The sequence below is a fragment of the Kitasatospora sp. NPDC085895 genome, assembly GCF_040702125.1.
GTDB lineage: Bacteria > Actinomycetota > Actinomycetes > Streptomycetales > Streptomycetaceae > Kitasatospora > Kitasatospora arboriphila.
Window position 1 is genome coordinate 1 of the sequence record NZ_JBFBJY010000027.1, and the last position, 16,607, is coordinate 16,607.

General features: G+C 72.8%; 8 protein-coding genes. 1 reads left to right on the forward strand and 7 read right to left on the reverse strand.

Features of this window, described 5'->3' with window-relative positions:
- Positions 1-90: 90 nt before the first annotated feature.
- The 7 genes from pyk to AB0442_RS18725 form a co-directional block, all read right to left on the reverse strand.
- Complete coding sequence (pyk, locus tag AB0442_RS18695; protein WP_359979958.1) at positions 91-1,521, reverse strand: pyruvate kinase; 1,431 nt, start codon at positions 1,519-1,521, stop codon at positions 91-93.
- A gap of 102 nt (positions 1,522-1,623) precedes the next feature.
- Entirely contained in the window at positions 1,624-2,832 is a 1,209-nt protein-coding gene (locus AB0442_RS18700) for an acetate kinase (RefSeq protein ID WP_366164072.1), read from the reverse strand.
- Entirely contained in the window at positions 2,829-4,961 is a 2,133-nt protein-coding gene (gene pta / locus AB0442_RS18705; RefSeq protein WP_366164074.1) for a phosphate acetyltransferase, read from the reverse strand. The genes AB0442_RS18700 and pta overlap by 4 nt, the downstream gene beginning before the upstream one ends.
- 132 nt (positions 4,962-5,093) lie before the next feature.
- Positions 5,094-7,445, reverse strand: coding sequence for a 1,4-alpha-glucan branching protein GlgB (gene glgB, locus AB0442_RS18710; RefSeq protein WP_366164075.1), 2,352 nt, complete (start codon positions 7,443-7,445; stop codon positions 5,094-5,096).
- Between the two features lie 31 nt (positions 7,446-7,476).
- On the reverse strand, positions 7,477-8,970 hold the full coding sequence (locus tag AB0442_RS18715; protein ID WP_366164076.1) for a maltokinase: 1,494 nt from the start codon (positions 8,968-8,970) through the stop codon (positions 7,477-7,479).
- 263 nt (positions 8,971-9,233) lie between these two features.
- Positions 9,234-10,937 carry a maltose alpha-D-glucosyltransferase gene (gene treS, locus AB0442_RS18720; RefSeq protein WP_030272501.1) on the reverse strand — a complete coding sequence of 568 codons (1,704 nt, stop codon included), beginning with the start codon at positions 10,935-10,937 and terminating at the stop codon, positions 9,234-9,236.
- Positions 10,934-12,889: an alpha-1,4-glucan--maltose-1-phosphate maltosyltransferase gene (locus AB0442_RS18725; protein WP_366164118.1), complete on the reverse strand. Its 1,956-nt coding sequence runs from the start codon at positions 12,887-12,889 to the stop codon at positions 10,934-10,936. The genes treS and AB0442_RS18725 overlap by 4 nt, the downstream gene beginning before the upstream one ends.
- Before the next feature lie 995 nt (positions 12,890-13,884).
- Here AB0442_RS18725 and glgP point away from each other — a divergent pair.
- The gene (gene glgP / locus AB0442_RS18730; protein ID WP_366164077.1) at positions 13,885-16,581 is read left to right on the forward strand and encodes an alpha-glucan family phosphorylase; all 2,697 of its coding nucleotides are present in this window, start codon (positions 13,885-13,887) and stop codon (positions 16,579-16,581) included.
- The last annotated feature ends 26 nt before the right edge of the window (positions 16,582-16,607 follow it).

Sequence of the window (16,607 nt, forward strand, 5' to 3'; positions counted from 1 at the left end):
CGGCCCGCCCGGCGCGAACCGCGCCGGGGGGGGGTCCCCCCCCCCCCACCGGAGGAGGGGAACCGCCCCTCGGCGTTGCTGCGCCGGGTGTCAGTGGTGGTCGCGGCTGCCCAGGTGGTGGACCTGGACCATGTTGGTGTTGCCGGGGACGCCGGGGGGCGAGCCGGCGGTGACGATCACGGTGTCGCCCTCGGCGAGGCGGTTCAGGCGCAGCAGCTCGCGGTCGACCTGCTGCACCATCTCGTCGGTGGTCTCGACCTGCTCGGTCACGTACGCCTCGACGCCCCAGCTCAGCGAGAGCTGGTTGCGGGTGGAGGCGTCCGGCGTGAACGCGATCACCGGGATCGGCGAGCGGTAGCGGGACAGCCGGCGGGCGGTGTCGCCGGACTTGGTGAACGCGACCAGCGCCTGGCCGTTGAGGAAGTCGCCGAGCTCGCACGCGGCGCGGGCGATCGAGCCGCCCTGGGTGCGCGGCTTACGGCCCGGGTTCAGCGGCTGGAGGCCCTGCGAGAGCAGCTCCTCCTCGGCCTTCTCGGCGATCCGGCTCATCGTCCGGACGGTCTCGACCGGGTACTTGCCGACGCTGGACTCGGCGGAGAGCATGACCGCGTCCGTGCCGTCCAGGATGGCGTTGGCGACGTCGGAGACCTCGGCGCGGGTCGGGCGCGAGGCGTGGATCATCGACTCCATCATCTGGGTCGCCACGATCACCGGCTTGGCGTTGCGGCGGGCCAGGGTGATCAGCTGCTTCTGCACCAGCGGCACCCGCTCCAGCGGGTACTCGACGGCGAGGTCGCCACGGGCCACCATGATCGCGTCGAAGGCGAGGACGATCTCCTCCATCGCCTCGACGGCCTGCGGCTTCTCGATCTTGGCGATGACCGGGACGCGGATGCCGACCTCGTCCATCACCTTGTGGACGTCGTGGATGTCGGCCGCGTTGCGGACGAAGGACAGTGCGACCATGTCGACGCCCAGCTCGAGGGCGAAGCGCAGGTCCTCCTTGTCCTTCTCGGAGAGGGCGGGCACGTTGACGGCCGCACCGGGCAGGTTGATGCCCTTGTTGTTCGAGAGCACGCCGCCCTCGACCACCACGGTCTTCACCCGCGGGCCGTCGACGCTGACGACCTCCAGGGCGATGACGCCGTCGTTGATCAGGATCGGGTCGCCGGGCTTCACGTCGCCGGGCAGGCCCTTGTAGGTGGTGCCGCAGATGTGCTGGTCCCCGGGCACATCCTCGGTCGTGATGGTGAAGGTGTCGCCGTTGTCGACGGTCACCGGTCCGTTGGCGAAGGTGGCCAGCCGGATCTTCGGGCCCTGCAGGTCGGCCAGCACGCCGATGGTGCGGCCGGTGTCCTCGGACACCTGGCGGACCTTGCGGTACCGCTCCTCGTGCTCCGCGTGGGAGCCGTGGCTCATGTTGAGTCGGGCGACGTTCATGCCCGCTTCGACGATGGCCTTCAGCTGTTCGTAGGAGTCCGTCGCCGGACCCAGGGTGCAGACAATTTTCGCTCGGCGCATATCCGTCAGTCTATCCGTTCGAGTTATCGGTGCATCACGCCCGAACCGGGAGAAATCGCCAACGAACCATCCCGAAGGGTGGGACGCTGACGGGCTGTCATCTCAGATGCCGTCGTGCACCAGCGCGAAGGCCTGGCGGGCGATCTCCAGCTCCTCGTCGGTGGGCACCACCGCGACCGCCACCCGCCCGTGATCGGGCGAGATCAGCCTCGCCGCACCGGAGCGCACGGCGTTCAGCACCGGGTCGACCTCGATGCCCAGCGCCGACAGCCCCGCGCACGCCGCCTCCCGGACGGGCGCCGCGTTCTCGCCCACCCCCGCGGTGAACACCACCGCGTCCACCCGGCCCAGCACCGCGTAGTACGCCCCGATGTACTTGCGCAGCCGGTGCACGTACACGTCGAAGGCCAGCTGCGCGTCCCCGTCGCCCTCGCCGGCCCGGCGCAGCACCTCCCGCATGTCGTTGTCCCCGCACAGCCCGACCAGGCCGCTGCGCCGGTTCAGCAGGTCGTCGATCTCATCGATCGTCAGGCCGCCCACCCGGTGAAGGTGGAAGACCAGGCCCGGATCGGCGTCCCCGGAACGGGTGCCCATGACCAGGCCCTCCAGCGGCGTCAGGCCCATGGAGGTCTCCACGCACACCCCGCCCGACACCGCCGAGGCCGAGGCCCCGTTGCCCAGGTGCAGCACGATCACGTTCAGCTCGGCCGGGTCGCGGCCGAGCAGCCGCGCGGCCGCCCGCGAGACGTACTGGTGCGAGGTGCCGTGGAAGCCGTACCGGCGCACCCGGTGCTGCTCCGCGGTCTTCCGGTCGATCGCGTACGTGGCGGCGGCCTCCGGCACCGTGCTGTGGAAGGCCGTGTCGAACACCGCGACCTGCGGCAGGTCCGGCCGCAGCGCGCGGGCCACCTCGATGCCGACGATGTTCGCCGGGTTGTGCAGCGGCGCGACCGGGATCAGCCGGCGGATCTCGGCCACCACCTCGTCGTCGATCAGGGTCGGCGCGGCGAACCGCTGCCCGCCGTGCACCACCCGGTGGCCGATCGCCGCGAGGCCGGGGGAGCCCAGCCCGAGGTCGTCCGCGGCGAGCTCCTCGGCGACCGCGGCGAGCGCCTCCGCGTGGTCGGCGAAGACCCGCAACCGCTCGCGCCGCTCGCCCCGGGCCGGGGTGTGCAGCAGCCGGCCGTTCACCTCGCCGATCCGCTCGACCAGCCCGGCCGCCGCCCGGGAGCCGTCCAGCATGTCGATCAGCTGGTACTTCACGGAGGAAGACCCCGCGTTCAGCACGAGGACCAGCGTGGATTCGGTCACTGCTCGGCTCCTTCGGCGGGGCGCTGCGACTGGATCGCGGTGATCGCGACCGTGTTGACGATGTCCTCGACCAGGGCGCCGCGGGACAGGTCGTTGACCGGCTTGCGCAGGCCCTGCAGCACCGGCCCGACCGCCACCGCGCCGGCCGAGCGCTGCACCGCCTTGTACGTGTTGTTGCCGGTGTTCAGGTCCGGGAAGACCAGCACGGTCGCCCGGCCCGCCACCGAGGAGCCCGGCAGCTTGGTCGCCGCCACGTACGGGTCCACCGCGGCGTCGTACTGGATCGGCCCCTCGACCAGGATGTCCGGGCGCGCCCGGCGGACCAGCTCGGTCGCCTCCCGCACCTTGTCCACGTCCGCGCCCGAACCGGAGGTGCCCGTCGAGTACGAGAGCATCGCGACCCGCGGCTCCACCCCGAACTGGGCCGCCGTCTCCGCGGACTGCACCGCGATGTCGGCCAGCTGCTGCGCGTCCGGGTCCGGGTTCACCGCGCAGTCGCCGTACACCAGCACCCGGTCGGCCAGGCACATGAAGAACACCGAGGAGACGATCGCCGCACCCGGCGCCGTCCTGATCACCTCGAAGGCCGGCCGGATGGTCGCCGCGGTCGAGTGCACCGCACCGGACACCATGCCGTCGGCGATGCCCTCCTGCACCATCAGCGTCCCGAAGTACGAGACGTCGGTGACCACGTCCAGGGCGCGCTCCAGCGTCATGCCCTTGTGCGCCCGCGCCCTGGCGTACAGCTCCGCGAAGCTCTCGCGCAGCGGACTGGTCGCCGGGTCGACGATCCGCAGCCGGGCCCGGTCCGCGGCCTCCTCCGGGTGCGGCAGCTCCAGACCGAGCGAGGCCGCCCGGCGCTGCACCGCGTCCCGCTCGCCCAGCAGGGTCAGGTCGCAGATGTTGCGGCGCAGCAGCACCTCCGCCGCCCGCAGCACCCGCTCCTCGGCGCCCTCCGGCAGCACGATGTGCCGCCGCTGCGCCCGGGCCCGCTCCAGCAGCGCGTGCTCGAACATCATCGGGGTCACCCGCTCGGACGGCGACAGCTCGATCCGCTTGGTCAACTCCGCCGTGTCCACGTGGAGTTCGAACAGTCCGAGGGCGGTCTCGGCCTTCCGGTGGCTGTCCGGGCCGATCCGGCCCTCCAGGTGGGTCAGCGCGGCCGCGGTCAACCAGCTGCCCTCCGGCACCACCGCGACCGGCGTCCCCGGCGCGAGCCGCGCCGCCAGCGCCATCACGTTCGGCCCCGGGTGCTGCCCGAGCGTGAGCAGCACGCCCGCGATCGGCGGCGCCCCCGCGGCGTGCGCCGCCAGCGAGCCGATCAGCAGGTCCGCCCGGTCGCCCGGGGTCACCACCAGGGCGCCCTCGGTCAGCGCGTCGAGGAAGGTCGGCAGCATCGCGCCGCCGAAGACGAAGGAGCGCACGTCCCGGGCCAGGCCCGCGGCGTCGCCGAGCAGCACCTCGGCGCCGGTCGCGTCGACCAGCTGCGCCACGGTCGGCGCCGAGAGCGAGGGCTCCTCCGGGATCACGTACACCGGCACCGGGAGCTTCTCGGTCAGCGTCCGCTGGATCCGCTGCTTCGCGGCGGGGGCGACCCGGTTGGCGATCATCGCCAGCGCGGAGCAGCCGAGGTCGGTGTAGGCCCGGTGGGCGTTGCGGACCTCCGCGACCACCGCCTGCGCGTCCTCGCCCTGACCGCCGACGACCGGCAGCACCCAGGCGCCGAACTCGTTGGCGAGCCGGGCGTTGAAGGCCAGCTCGTCGGGGATGTTGGTGCCGGCGAAGTCGGTGCCGAGCACCAGCACCGCCTGGCAGCGCCGCTCGACCGCGCGGAAGCGGTCCACCAGCACCGACACCAGTTCGTCCTGGCCCTGCGCGGCCTGCAGGGCGGCGGCCTCCTCGTAGGAGAGGCCGTACAGGTCCTCCGCCGGCAGGTCGACCCGGTAGCGGGCCCGCAGCAGCTCGACGACGTGGTCGGTGCCCTTCTCGGCGGGATCGTCCGCGTGCACCAGCGGCCGGAAGACGCCGACGGCGTCGACCTGGCGGGCCAGCAGCTCCATGACCCCGAGTTCGACGGCCTGCCGGCCGTCCCCCCGGTCGATGCCGGTCACGTACACGCTGCGCGCCACGCGGCTCACTCCGTCCTGCCGTCCGGGAAGCGGTCACTGTTGACCTTACCCGGGCAGGTGTTCCGGTGCGGACGTGGGCGGGCCCCCGGGGCGATCGCCCCGGGGGCCCGGAACCGGCGGGGTCCGGCGGCGTCAGGCCGGCCGCAGCCAGAGGGTGGCGAGCGGCGGGAGGACCAGCTCGGCACTGTGCTCCTGGCCGTTCCACGCGGTGGCCTCGGCCTTGACGGGCCGCGAGTTGCCGAGGCCGCTGCCGCCGTACTCCGCGGCGTCGGTGTTCAGCGCCTCCTCCCACAGCTGGTCGCCGCCGGGCAGCTCCGGCAGGCCGACCCGGAAGCCGTGCCGGACGACGGGGGAGAAGTTGCAGACCGCGACCAGCGGGGTGCCGTCGGCGGCGTACCGGACGAAGGACAGCACGTTGTCGTCGGCCGCGCCGCCGTCCAGCCAGCGGAAGCCGGCCGGCACGGTGTCCTGCTCCCAGAGCGCCGGGGAGTCGAGGTAGGTGCGGTTGAGCGCGCCGACCAGCCGGCGCACCCCGAGGTGCTCCTCGGCGGCCGGCCAGTCCTCGGCGAGCACCCACCACTGCGGGCCGTGCTCGTGGTCCCACTCGGCGCCCTGCGCGAACTCCTGCCCCATGAACAGCAGTTGCTTACCGGGGTGGGCCCACATGAAGCCCAGGTACGCCCGGTGGTTGGCCCGCTGCTGCCACCAGTCGCCGGGCATCTTGGCGACCAGCGCCTGCTTGCCGTGCACCACCTCGTCGTGCGAGATCGGCAGGACGTAGTTCTCCGAGTAGGCGTACACCATCGAGAAGGTCATCTCGTTGTGGTGGTACTTGCGGTGCACCGGCTCCTTGGACATGTAGACCAGCGAGTCGTGCATCCAGCCCATGTTCCACTTCAGGCCGAAGCCGAGGCCGCCGCTGTCGGTGGGGCGGGTGACGCCGTCCCAGGCCGTGGACTCCTCGGCGATGGTGACCACGCCGGGGCAGCGGCGGTAGACCGTCGCGTTCATTTCCTGAAGGAACGAGGCGGCGTCGAGGTTCTCCCGGCCGCCGAAGGCGTTCGGCGACCAGGCGCCGCCCTCGCGCGAGTAGTCGAGGTAGAGCATGGAGGCGACGGCGTCCACCCGCAGGCCGTCGACGTGGAACTCCTCGCACCAGTACACCGCGTTGGCGACCAGGAAGTTCCGCACCTCGGTGCGGCCGTAGTCGAACTCCAGGGTGCCCCAGTCCGGGTGCTCGGCCCGCAGCGGGTCGGCCGGCTCGTACAGCGGCTCGCCGTCGAACCGGGCCAGGCCGAAGCCGTCCTTGGGGAAGTGCGCCGGCACCCAGTCGACGATCACGCCGATGCCGGCCCGGTGCAGCGCGTCGACCAGGTGCTTGAAGTCGTCCGGGCCGCCGAGCCGGGCGGTCGGCGCGTAGAAGCCGGTGACCTGGTAGCCCCAGGAGCCGCCGAAGGGGTGCTCCATCACCGGCATGAACTCGACGTGGGTGAAGCCGAGGTCCGCGAGGTAGCCGGGCAGCACCTCGGCGATCTCCCGGTAGCTCGTCAGGTCGGGCCGCCAGGAGGCCAGGTGCAGTTCGTAGACCGACATCGGCGACCGGTGGTGCACCGTCCGCTGCCGCCGGGCCATCCAGTCCCCGTCGCCCCAGGTGTAGTGCGAGGTGTGCACCACGGAGGCGGTCTCGGGCGGGCACTGGGCGGCCCGGGCCAGCGGGTCGGCCTTCTGCAGCACCCAGCCCTGCCGGGTGCGGATCTCGTACTTGTAGGTGTCGCCCTCCGCGAGGCCGGGGACGAACAGCTCCCAGACGCCGGAGGAGCCGAGCGAGCGCATCGGGTGGCCGGTGCCGTCCCAGTGGTTGAAGCCGCCGACCAGCCGCACGCCGACCGCGTTCGGCGCCCACACCGCGAAGGACGTGCCCGCCATGCCGTCGACCTCGCGGACGTGGCTGCCGAGCACCCGCCACAGCTGCTCGTGCCGGCCCTCGGAGATCAGGTGCAGGTCGAGCTCGCCGAGGGTGGGCGCCGCCCGGTAGCCGTCCTCCTGCTCCAGCGGCTCGCCGCCCGGGTAGCTCACCCGCAGCCGGTACGCCGGGAACTCCCGGCCCACCAGCAGCCCGGTGAACAGGCCGGACTGCTGGTGGGTCAACTCCGCAGGGCCCTGGTCCGTCACCACCACGACCCGCTCCGCGAACGGGCGCAGCACCCGGATCGCGGTGCCCTCCAGGGTGGCGTGCGCACCGAGCAGGGCGTGCGGGTCGTGGTGCACGCCGGAGACCAGCCGGTCCACCTCGGCCGGCGGCAGCGGCGCCTCCGGGAGGCGCATCGGGGAGGACGCCGACGGGCCGGACCGCGGTGGCGCCACGGGCTCGCGCCGCTTGGCCGCCCGGGCCCGGCGGGCGGGCGCGGACGCGCCGGCGCCCGCCCGGGGGGTGGCGGGCACGGCGGTGGTGGAGCTGTCGTGCGTGGGACCGGGGGGGTTCACGTCGGGTCCTCCAGGAGGCGGTTGCGGGGCGTCAGACGGTCAGGGCCAGACGGTTGATGGCGGCCAGCGGGATCGGCAGCCAGCTCGGGCGGTGCCGGGCCTCGTACACGACCTCGTACACCGCCTTGTCGATCTCCAGGGCGCGCAGCAGCTCCGGCGCGGTGGCCGGGTCCATCCCGCCGCCGGCCGTGTAGCCCGCGCAGTAAGCGGCCCGGTTGCGGGCCGCCCAGGCGTTGGCCAGGTGGGCCAGCTCCGGGTCGGGGCCGGGGGCCCCGGCGAGCAGGTGCGCGGCCGCGTAGTCGAAGGAGCGCAGCATCGCCGCCACGTCCCGCAGCGCCGGCTGCGGCAGCCGGCGCTCGGCCAGCGGCTTGGCCGGCTCGCCCTCGAAGTCCAGCAGCACCCAGCCGTGCGGGGTGCGCATGGCCTGGCCGAGGTGCAGGTCGCCGTGGATCCGCTGGACGGGCAGGCCCTCCAGGTGGTCGGCGGTGAGCTGCTGGAAGGCCGCGCGCAGCGCCGAACGGTAGCGCAGCAGCCCGGGCACCGCGGCGACCGCGCTGTCCAGCCGGTCGGCCATCGCGCCGGCCAGCCTGCCGGTCTCGGCCCGGTCGAGGCGGGCGGTCGGCATCGAACGGGACAGCACCCGGTGCACCTCGGCGGTGGCCCGGCCGAGCCGGTGCGCCTCGACCGCGAAGTTCCCCGGCGTCGGGTCGCCCTTGAGCCGGGCCACCTGGTCGAGGGCGAGCTCCCAGCCGTCCTCGGCGTCCGGCAGGTAGCGCTGGAGCAGTCCGAGAGTGGCCGGTTCCGATCGCTCCAGCCGGGACTCGAACCAGGCGGCGACCCGCGGGATGCGGGTGGAACCCGCCCGGGAGAGCGCCAGCGACAGTTCGAGGTCCGGATTGGTGCCGGGGCTGATCCGCCGGAACAGCTTGAGGATGAAGGAGGTCCCGTAGATCACCGAGCTGTTGGACTGCTCGGCCGTGGAGGCCCGGCCCGGCAGGTTGCTCGGCAGGCCCGGACCCGGGGTCCGCCGGAAGGAGAGCGCGCCGAAGCGGTCGCCGGTGGCCAGGTGCTCCAGCAGCCGGCCGGTCAGCTCCGGGTCGTGCACCGCGTCGTAGAGCACCGCGCCGTCGTGCGGGCCGCCGCCGGCCAGCCGGCCGAGGACGGCGCCCGGGCCGATCCCGGACGGGGCCTGGGACCGGATGCCCAGCAGCAGCTGGTAGATGTCCCCCTGGGCGGCCGCCCCGGTGCCGTGCTCCACCCGCAGCAGCAGGTGCAGCAGGGTCGGGTCGCCGACCTGCAGCGGAGTGCCCACCACCGGCGTGAGCCCGCTGATCGCGCGCCCCTTCCCGGCGTACCAGCGCTGGGTGGGGAGCCAGTCGGCGATCAGCGGCAGGGCGGCGCCCACGAGCTCGCTGACACCCGCGGTGGTTCTCCGCCCCGTGGTCCCGCGCGTGCCGACGGGCCCGGGGGCGCCGTCGGGTAGGTCGCGGTGCACGTGGGCTTGAGAACGGGAGGTTTCGGACATGACTCCCTTTCCCCGGAAGCGGGCCGGCTGCCCGAGGTCGTCACCGGGCCTGTCAGTCTTCCGGATTTCGGCGGCGCGGCGGCGGAGGCACGCGAGCGGGGCTCGGGTGTCACGCCATAGTGTGGGTGGCCGTTGGGCTGTTCTCCGTACCCGACGGTGCGAAGACCCCTGCGGGGCGCGGGGGTCGTGACTCTCGCGCCCCGCAGGGTGGTCCCCTCGGACCTGGCTGGTGGATCGTTACTTCGGGCGCCGGACGCCCGCCGCTACTTGATTCCGGGCTTCCTGAGCTGGAACCAGTAGAAGCCGTGCCCGGCGAGGGTGAGCAGGTAGGGCCACTCACCGATGGACGGGAAGCGCACGCCGCCGATCAACTCGACCGGGTACCGCCCCCCGTACCGCCGCAGGTCCAGTTCGGTCGGCTGCGCGAACCGCGAGAAGTTGTTCACGCACATGACCAGGTCTCCCTCGTGCTCGCGCACGAAGGCCAGCACCGCGGGATTGCTGGAGGGCAGCTCGGTGTAGCTGCCGAGGCCGAACGCAGGGTTGAGCTTGCGGATCTCGATCATGCGACGCGTCCAGTGCAGCAGGGAACTCGAACTGCTTTGCTGCGCTTCGACGTTGGTCACCTGAAAGCCGTACACCGGGTCCATGATGGGCGGCAGACTGAGCCTGCCCGGGTCGGCCGAGGAGAAACCCGCGTTGCGGTCCGGCGTCCACTGCATCGGGGTGCGGACGCCGTCCCGGTCGCCGAGCCAGATGTTGTCGCCCATGCCGATCTCGTCGCCGTAGTACAGCACCGGCGAACCGGGCAGCGAGAGCAGCAGGGCGGTGAAGAGCTCGATCTGGTTGCGGTCGTTCTCCAGCAGCGGCGCGAGCCGCCGGCGGATGCCCACGTTGGCCCGCATCCGCGGGTCCTTCGCGTACTCCGCGTACATGTAGTCGCGCTCCTCGTCGGTGACCATCTCCAGGGTCAGCTCGTCGTGGTTGCGCAGGAAGATGCCCCACTGGCAGCCGGAGGGGATCTCCGGCGTCTTCGCGAGGATCTCCGAGACCGGGTAGCGCGACTCCCGGCGGACGGCCATGAAGATCCGCGGCATCACGGGGAAGTGGAACGCCATGTGGCACTCGTCGCCGCCGGAGGCGAAGTCCCCGAAGTAGTCGACGACGTCCTCGGGCCACTGGTTGGCCTCGGCCAGCAGCACCGTGTCCGGGTAGTCCGCGTCGATCTCCTTGCGGAGCCGCTTGAGGAACTCGTGGGTCTCCGGCAGGTTCTCGCAGTTGGTGCCCTCCCGGGCGTACAGGTAGGGGACCGCGTCCAGCCGGAACCCGTCGATGCCGAGGTCCAGCCAGAACCTCAGGGCCGCGATCACCTCCTCCTGGACCCGGGGGTTGTCGTAGTTGAGGTCCGGCTGGTGGGAGAAGAACCGGTGCCAGAAGTACTGCTTGCGGACCGGGTCGTACGTCCAGTTGGAGGTCTCGGTGTCGACGAAGATGATGCGGGCGTCGGGGTACTGCTTGTCGTCGTCGGCCCACATGTAGAAGTCGCCGTACGGCCCGTCCGGGTCGTTGCGGGACGCCTGGAACCACGGGTGCTGGTCGCTGGTGTGGTTGACCACGAAGTCGATGATCACCCGCATGCCCCGGGCGTGGGCGGCGTCGACGAACTCCACGAAGTCGGCGAGGTCGCCGAACTCCGGCAGCACCGACTTGTAGTCGGCCACGTCGTACCCGCCGTCCCGCAGCGGCGAGGCGAAGAAGGGCGGCAGCCAGAGGCAGTCCACCCCCAGCCACTGCAGGTAGTCGAGCTTCGAGGTGAGCCCCTTGAGGTCACCCACGCCGTCGCCGTTGCTGTCCTGGAAGGAACGGACCAGGACCTCGTAGAAGACCGCGCGTTTGAACCACTCCGGGTCGCGGTCCCTGGCCGGCGTTTCGGCGAAGGTGTCGGGAACGGGCTCGTTGACTGTCACTGAGGGTGCCTCCGGACGGTGAGGAGGTGGGCCGGCTCGGCAGACGGGTCGAGCCGGACGTAGTTGCGGCGGCCCCAGTCGTAGGTGGCGCCGGTGAGCTCGTCGTGCACCGTCAGCGGCAGGTCCGAGTCCAGGGTCACGGTGGCCTCCTGGGCGTGGTGCGGGTCCAGGTTCACCACGGTGATCACGTGGTCCTCGATGCCGTCCTCGGTGGTCGCCCGCTTGGAGTACGCGATGACCTGGTCGTTGTCCGTGGGGTGGAAGCGCAGGTCGCGCAGCTGCTGCAGGGCGGGGTGGCGCCGGCGGAGCCGGTTGAGGGCGGTGAGGAGCGGGGCGAGGGAGTCCTGACGGCTCCAGTCGCGCGGGCGCAGCTCGTACTTCTCGGAGCGCGCGTACTCCTCCGAGCCGGGGTGGACGGGCTCGTTCTCGTAGTGCTCGTAGCCCGCGTAGACGCCGTAGCTGGGGGAGAGGGTCGCGGCCAGCACCGCGCGGACGGCGAACGCGGCCGGGCCGCCCTGCTGCAGGTACTCGTGCAGGATGTCCGGGGTGTTGGCGAAGAAGTTGGGCCGCATGTACGAGGCCGCGTCACCGGTGAGTTCGGTGAGGTATTCGGTGAGTTCCTGCTTGGTGGTGCGCCAGGTGAAATAGGTGTACGACTGGTGAAATCCGATCTTCCCCAGGGTGTGCATCATCGCCGGACGGGTGAACGCCTCGGCCAGGAAGATCACGTCGGGGTCCGTCCGGGCGATGTCGCCCAGCACCTTCTCCCAGAACACCACCGGCTTGGTGTGCGGATTGTCGACGCGGAAGATCCGCACCCCGTGGCCCATCCAGAAGCGCAGGATGCGAACCGTCTCCTTGACCAGCCCCTCGAAGTCCTGGTCGAAGTTGATCGGGTAGATGTCCTGGTACTTCTTCGGCGGGTTCTCGGCGTACGCGACGGTGCCGTCGAGGCGGTGGCTGAACCACTCGGGGTGCTTGTTGACCCAGGGGTGGTCGGGGGAACACTGCAGGGCGAAGTCCAGCGCGACCTCCAGCCCCAGCGACCCGGCCTCGGCGACGAAGCGGTCGAAGTCCTCCAGGGTGCCGAGGTCCGGGTGGACGGCGTCGTGGCCGCCCTCCGGCGAGCCGATCGCCCAGGGCGAGCCGACGTCGTGCGGACCGGCCGTCAGGGAGTTGTCCGGGCCCTTGCGGTGGGCGCGGCCGATCGGGTGGATCGGCGGCAGGTAGACCACCTCGAAGCCCATCGCGGCGATCGCGGGCAGCCGCTCGGCGGCGGTGCGCAGCGTCCCGGAGACCGGCGGCTGGACGCCGGAGGGGTCGACCACGGCGCCCTCGGAGCGCGGGAAGAACTCGTACCAGGCGCCGTACAGCGCCCGCTTGCGGTCCACCTGGAGCGGCAGCGGCCGGGTGGCGCTGACCAGTTCGCGCAGCGGGTGGCGCTCCAGCAGGGTCAGCACCTCGGGCGCGAGCGCGGCCGCGTAGCGGCTCAGCGGGGGCAGGCCGGGGTCGCGCAGCGCGTCCACCGCGGCCAGCACGTGCGCCCGGCCCTCCTTCTTGGGCACCCCGGCCGCGGCCCGCTCCAGCAGCTGGGCGCCCTCCTCCAGGACGAGCGCGGTGTCGATGCCGGCCGGGAGCTTGACCGCGGCGGTCCTCCGCCAGGTGGCGACCGGGTCGCTCCACGCCTCCACCAGGTAGGACCAGCGGCCGGCCGCGGTCGGCGTGACGTGCGCGCCCCAACGGTCGGTGCCCGGGGCGAGTTCGCGCATCGGCGTCCAGGGGCCGCTGCGGCCGCGGGGGTCGCGGAGCACCACGTTGGCGTTGACCGCGTCGTGGCCCTCGCGGAAGACGGTGGCGGTGACCTGGAAGCTCTCGCCCTCCACGGCCTTGGCCGGGCGCCGCCCGGAGTCGACGAGGGGGCTGACGTCCAGGACGGGGATGCGGCCGATCACGGTGTCGCTCTCTGTCTTGCGGGTGGCGCTCTTGCGGGCGGTGGTGGTCTTCTTCGCCGCGGTCTTCTTGGCGGCGGTCGTCCTCGCGGCGGTCTTCTTCGCCGGGGCCCCGGTCGCGGTGGTCGTGGTCCTGGTGGTGGACCCGGTGGTGCTCCTGCCGGTGGTGGTCCTGCTGCCGGCGGTCTTGCCGGCGGTGCTCTTGCCGGTGGTGCTCTTGCGGGCCGCCGTCCGCCCGGCCGCGGGGGCGGCCGGTGCGGTGCTGCGGGCGGCGCGCGGGGCCGGCAGCGGCGGCTCCGTGGTCGGCGGTGTGTCGGGGCCCTCCGTGGTTGCGGTGGACTGGTCCCGCGTGTCGCCCTGCATGCCAAACTCCTGCCCGAATCGGCGGCGGCTCCCGACGGCTGGTGCGTTGCCGGGGGAGTTACCGGGAGGACTGTGGGGTGGGGTGGCCGTGTGTTCGGAACGGTGCCGTGCCGGCGGGCCGGCGACCCGACCGCCGGCCGACGCGACCCGCCCCTCGAGGCGCGTGCGTCCCGGCGCGCGCCTCGAAGGGCGCGCCCCGGAGCGACCCGACCCACCCGAAAAACGACCGGGTGAGGTGTGAGGACACGCCGAGGAGCAGCGGCAGCGGCCGAATGGGCGATGGAGGGTGAGGGCTCGTCAGCAGGGCATGTTCCGGACATGGAACAGCAGGGGGCGCCTTTCGGCCTGCACTCCCTGCCGCACCAACGACCTTTCTGCATCCTCGCACCACCGGCAAGACCTACGGGCCGGTAATCGCGCGATTTCGGACGGTATGCAGGGGCATATCGGCCAGTGGAAACGCGGCCGTTGCTGGATATTCACGCGCCAGGGGCGCGCCTTTTCGGCTGCGTGCGCCCCGTGCGCCCCCCGTTCGCAGCACTGCGCCGATTGCGATCTCACCAATACGCCGAACGGGTGTGCAAAGCGTCCGCTGACACCCGTTCAGGCGGCCCGGAGGCTCTAGGCTTCACGTTGTGAAGGCAATCCGCAGATTCACCGTCCGCACCGTCCTGCCCGAACAACTCGAGCCGCTGCACGAGCTCGCGCTCAACCTGCGCTGGTCCTGGCACCCTGAGACGAGGGAGCTGTTCCGCTCCGTCGACCCGGAGGTCTGGGCGGCCGTGGGGGAGGACCCGGTCCGGCTGCTCGGCGAGGTGCCGGCCGCCCGGCTCGCCGCGCTGGCGGCCGACCGCCGCTTCCTGCGCCGACTGGGCGACCTCCACGACGACCTGAGGGAGTACCTGGCCGGGCCGCGCTGGTACCAGTCGGCGCCGCCGGTCGGGGAGGCCGGCAGCCCGCTGCCCGAGGCGATCGCCTACTTCTCGCCCGAGTACGGCATCGCCGCGGCGCTGCCGCAGTACTCCGGCGGCCTCGGCATCCTGGCCGGCGACCACCTCAAGGCCGCCAGCGACCTCGGCGTCCCGATCATCGGCGTGGGCCTGTTCTACCGGCACGGGTACTTCCGGCAGTCACTGGACCGGGACGGCTGGCAGCAGGAGCGCTACCCGCTGCTCGACCCGGACGAACTCGCCGTCAGCCTGCTGCGCGAGGAGGACGGCAGCCCCTGCCGGGTCGACCTCGCCCTGCCGGCCGGCCGCACCCTCGGCGCGCGGATCTGGAAGGCCCAGGTCGGCCGCGTCCCGCTGCTGCTGCTGGACTCCGACATCGAGTCCAACGCCCCGGCCGACCGGGACGTGACGGACCGCCTGTACGGCGGCGGCAGCGAGCACCGGCTGCTCCAGGAGATGCTGCTCGGCATCGGCGGCGTGCGTGCGGTGCGCACCTACTGCCGGCTCACCGGCCACCGCGCCCCCGAGGTCTTCCACACCAACGAGGGCCACGCCGGCTTCCTCGGCGTGGAGCGGATCCGCGAGCTGGTCGCGCCGGCCGAGCAGGGCGGCCGCGGGCTGGACTTCGGCGCCGCCCTGGAGGCCGTCCGGGCCGGCACGGTGTTCACCACCCACACGCCCGTCCCGGCCGGCATCGACCGCTTCGACCGCGACCTGGTCGCCCGTCACTTCGGCGGCGACGCGGCACTGGCCGGCGTCCCGGTCGACCGGGTGCTGGCCCTCGGCGCGGAGAGCTGGCACGGCGGCGACCCGAAGCTGTTCAACATGGCGGCGATGGGCCTGCGGCTGGCCCAGCGGGCCAACGGCGTCTCGACCCTGCACGGCGAGGTCAGCCGCTCGATGTTCAACGGGCTCTGGCCGGGCTTCGACTCGGCCGAGGTGCCGATCGGTTCGATCACCAACGGCGTCCACGCGCCGACCTGGATCGACCCGGCGGTCGTCCGGCTCGGCGCCGGGCAGATCGGCGCCGAGCGCGCCGACGAGGCCATCACCACCGGCGAGGCCCGCCGCTGGACGGGCATCGAGCGGATCGGCGACGAGGAGATCTGGGAGGTCCGCCGCACCCTGCGGGCCCAGCTGGTCGAGGAGGCCCGCCGCCGGCTGCGCACCTCCTGGCGTCAGCGCGGCGCCGGTGACGCCGAGCTCGGCTGGACCTCCGGCGTGCTCGACCCGGACGTCCTGACCATCGGCTTCGCCCGCCGCGTCCCCTCCTACAAGCGGCTCACCCTGATGCTGCGGGACAGGGCCCGGCTGCGGGCGCTGCTGCTGGACCCGCAGCGGCCGGTGCAGATCGTCGTCGCGGGCAAGGCCCACCCGGCCGACGACGGCGGCAAGCGGCTGATCCAGCAGCTGGTCGCCTTCGCCGACGATCCGGCGGTACGCCACCGGATCGTCTTCCTGCCCGACTACGACATGGCCATGGCCAAGCACCTCTACCCGGGCTGCGACGTCTGGCTGAACAATCCGCTCCGCCCGCTGGAGGCCTGCGGCACCTCCGGGATGAAGGCCGCCCTCAACGGCTGCCTCAACCTCTCGATCCTGGACGGCTGGTGGGACGAGTGGTTCGACGGCCGCAACGGCTGGGCGATCCCCACCGCGGACGTCTCCGGCCCCGAGCGGGTCGACCCGGACAGCCCGGAGGCCGAGCGGCGCGACGACATCGAGGCGGCGGCGCTCTACGACCTGATCGAGCACCAGGTCGCCGCCCGGTTCTACGACCGCGGCGCCGACGGCCTGCCGCACCGCTGGATCTCGATGGTCCGGCACACCCTGGTCACCCTCGGGCCCAAGGTCCTGGCCGGCCGGATGGTGCGCGAGTACGTCGAGCGGCTGTACGCCCCCGCGGCGACCGCGCAGCGCGCCCTCGCCGCCGGGTCCGGCGGCACCGACCACGCCGGTGCCCGCGAGCTCGCCGAGTGGAAGGCCCGGGTCCGCGAGGCCTGGCCGGCCGTCCGGGTCGAGCACGTCGAGGCGGAGGGCTGCCGCGAGGCGCAGGAGCTCGGCTCGGCTCTGGAGCTGCGGGTGCAGGTCTCGCTCGGCGTGCTGGAGCCGGCCGACGTGGAGGTCCAGGTGGTCTCCGGCCGGGTGGACGAGTCCGACCGGATCTCGGACGCCGCGGTGCTCGCCCTCAAGCCGGCGGGCGGACCGGACCTGGAGGGCCGCCACCGCTACGAGGGGCCGCTGGCGCTGGACCGCACCGGCCCGTTCGGCTACACCGTGCGGGTGCTGCCCACCCACCGGCTGCTGGCCTCGCCGGCCGAGCCGGGGCTGGTCGCGGCGCCGGTCGAGTCGGGCGGGATGGACGCCGGCGTGCTGCGCTGAGCCGGCCGGACGACCGCAGGTGCCGG

Excerpts from the sequence above, each read along its gene's own strand:
- pyk (WP_359979958.1), bottom strand. The coding sequence starts at position 1,521 with ATGCGCCGAGCGAAAATTGTCTGCACCCTGGGTCCGGCGACGGACTCC.
- AB0442_RS18715 (WP_366164076.1), bottom strand. The coding sequence starts at position 8,970 with ATGTCCGAAACCTCCCGTTCTCAAGCCCACGTGCACCGCGACCTACCC.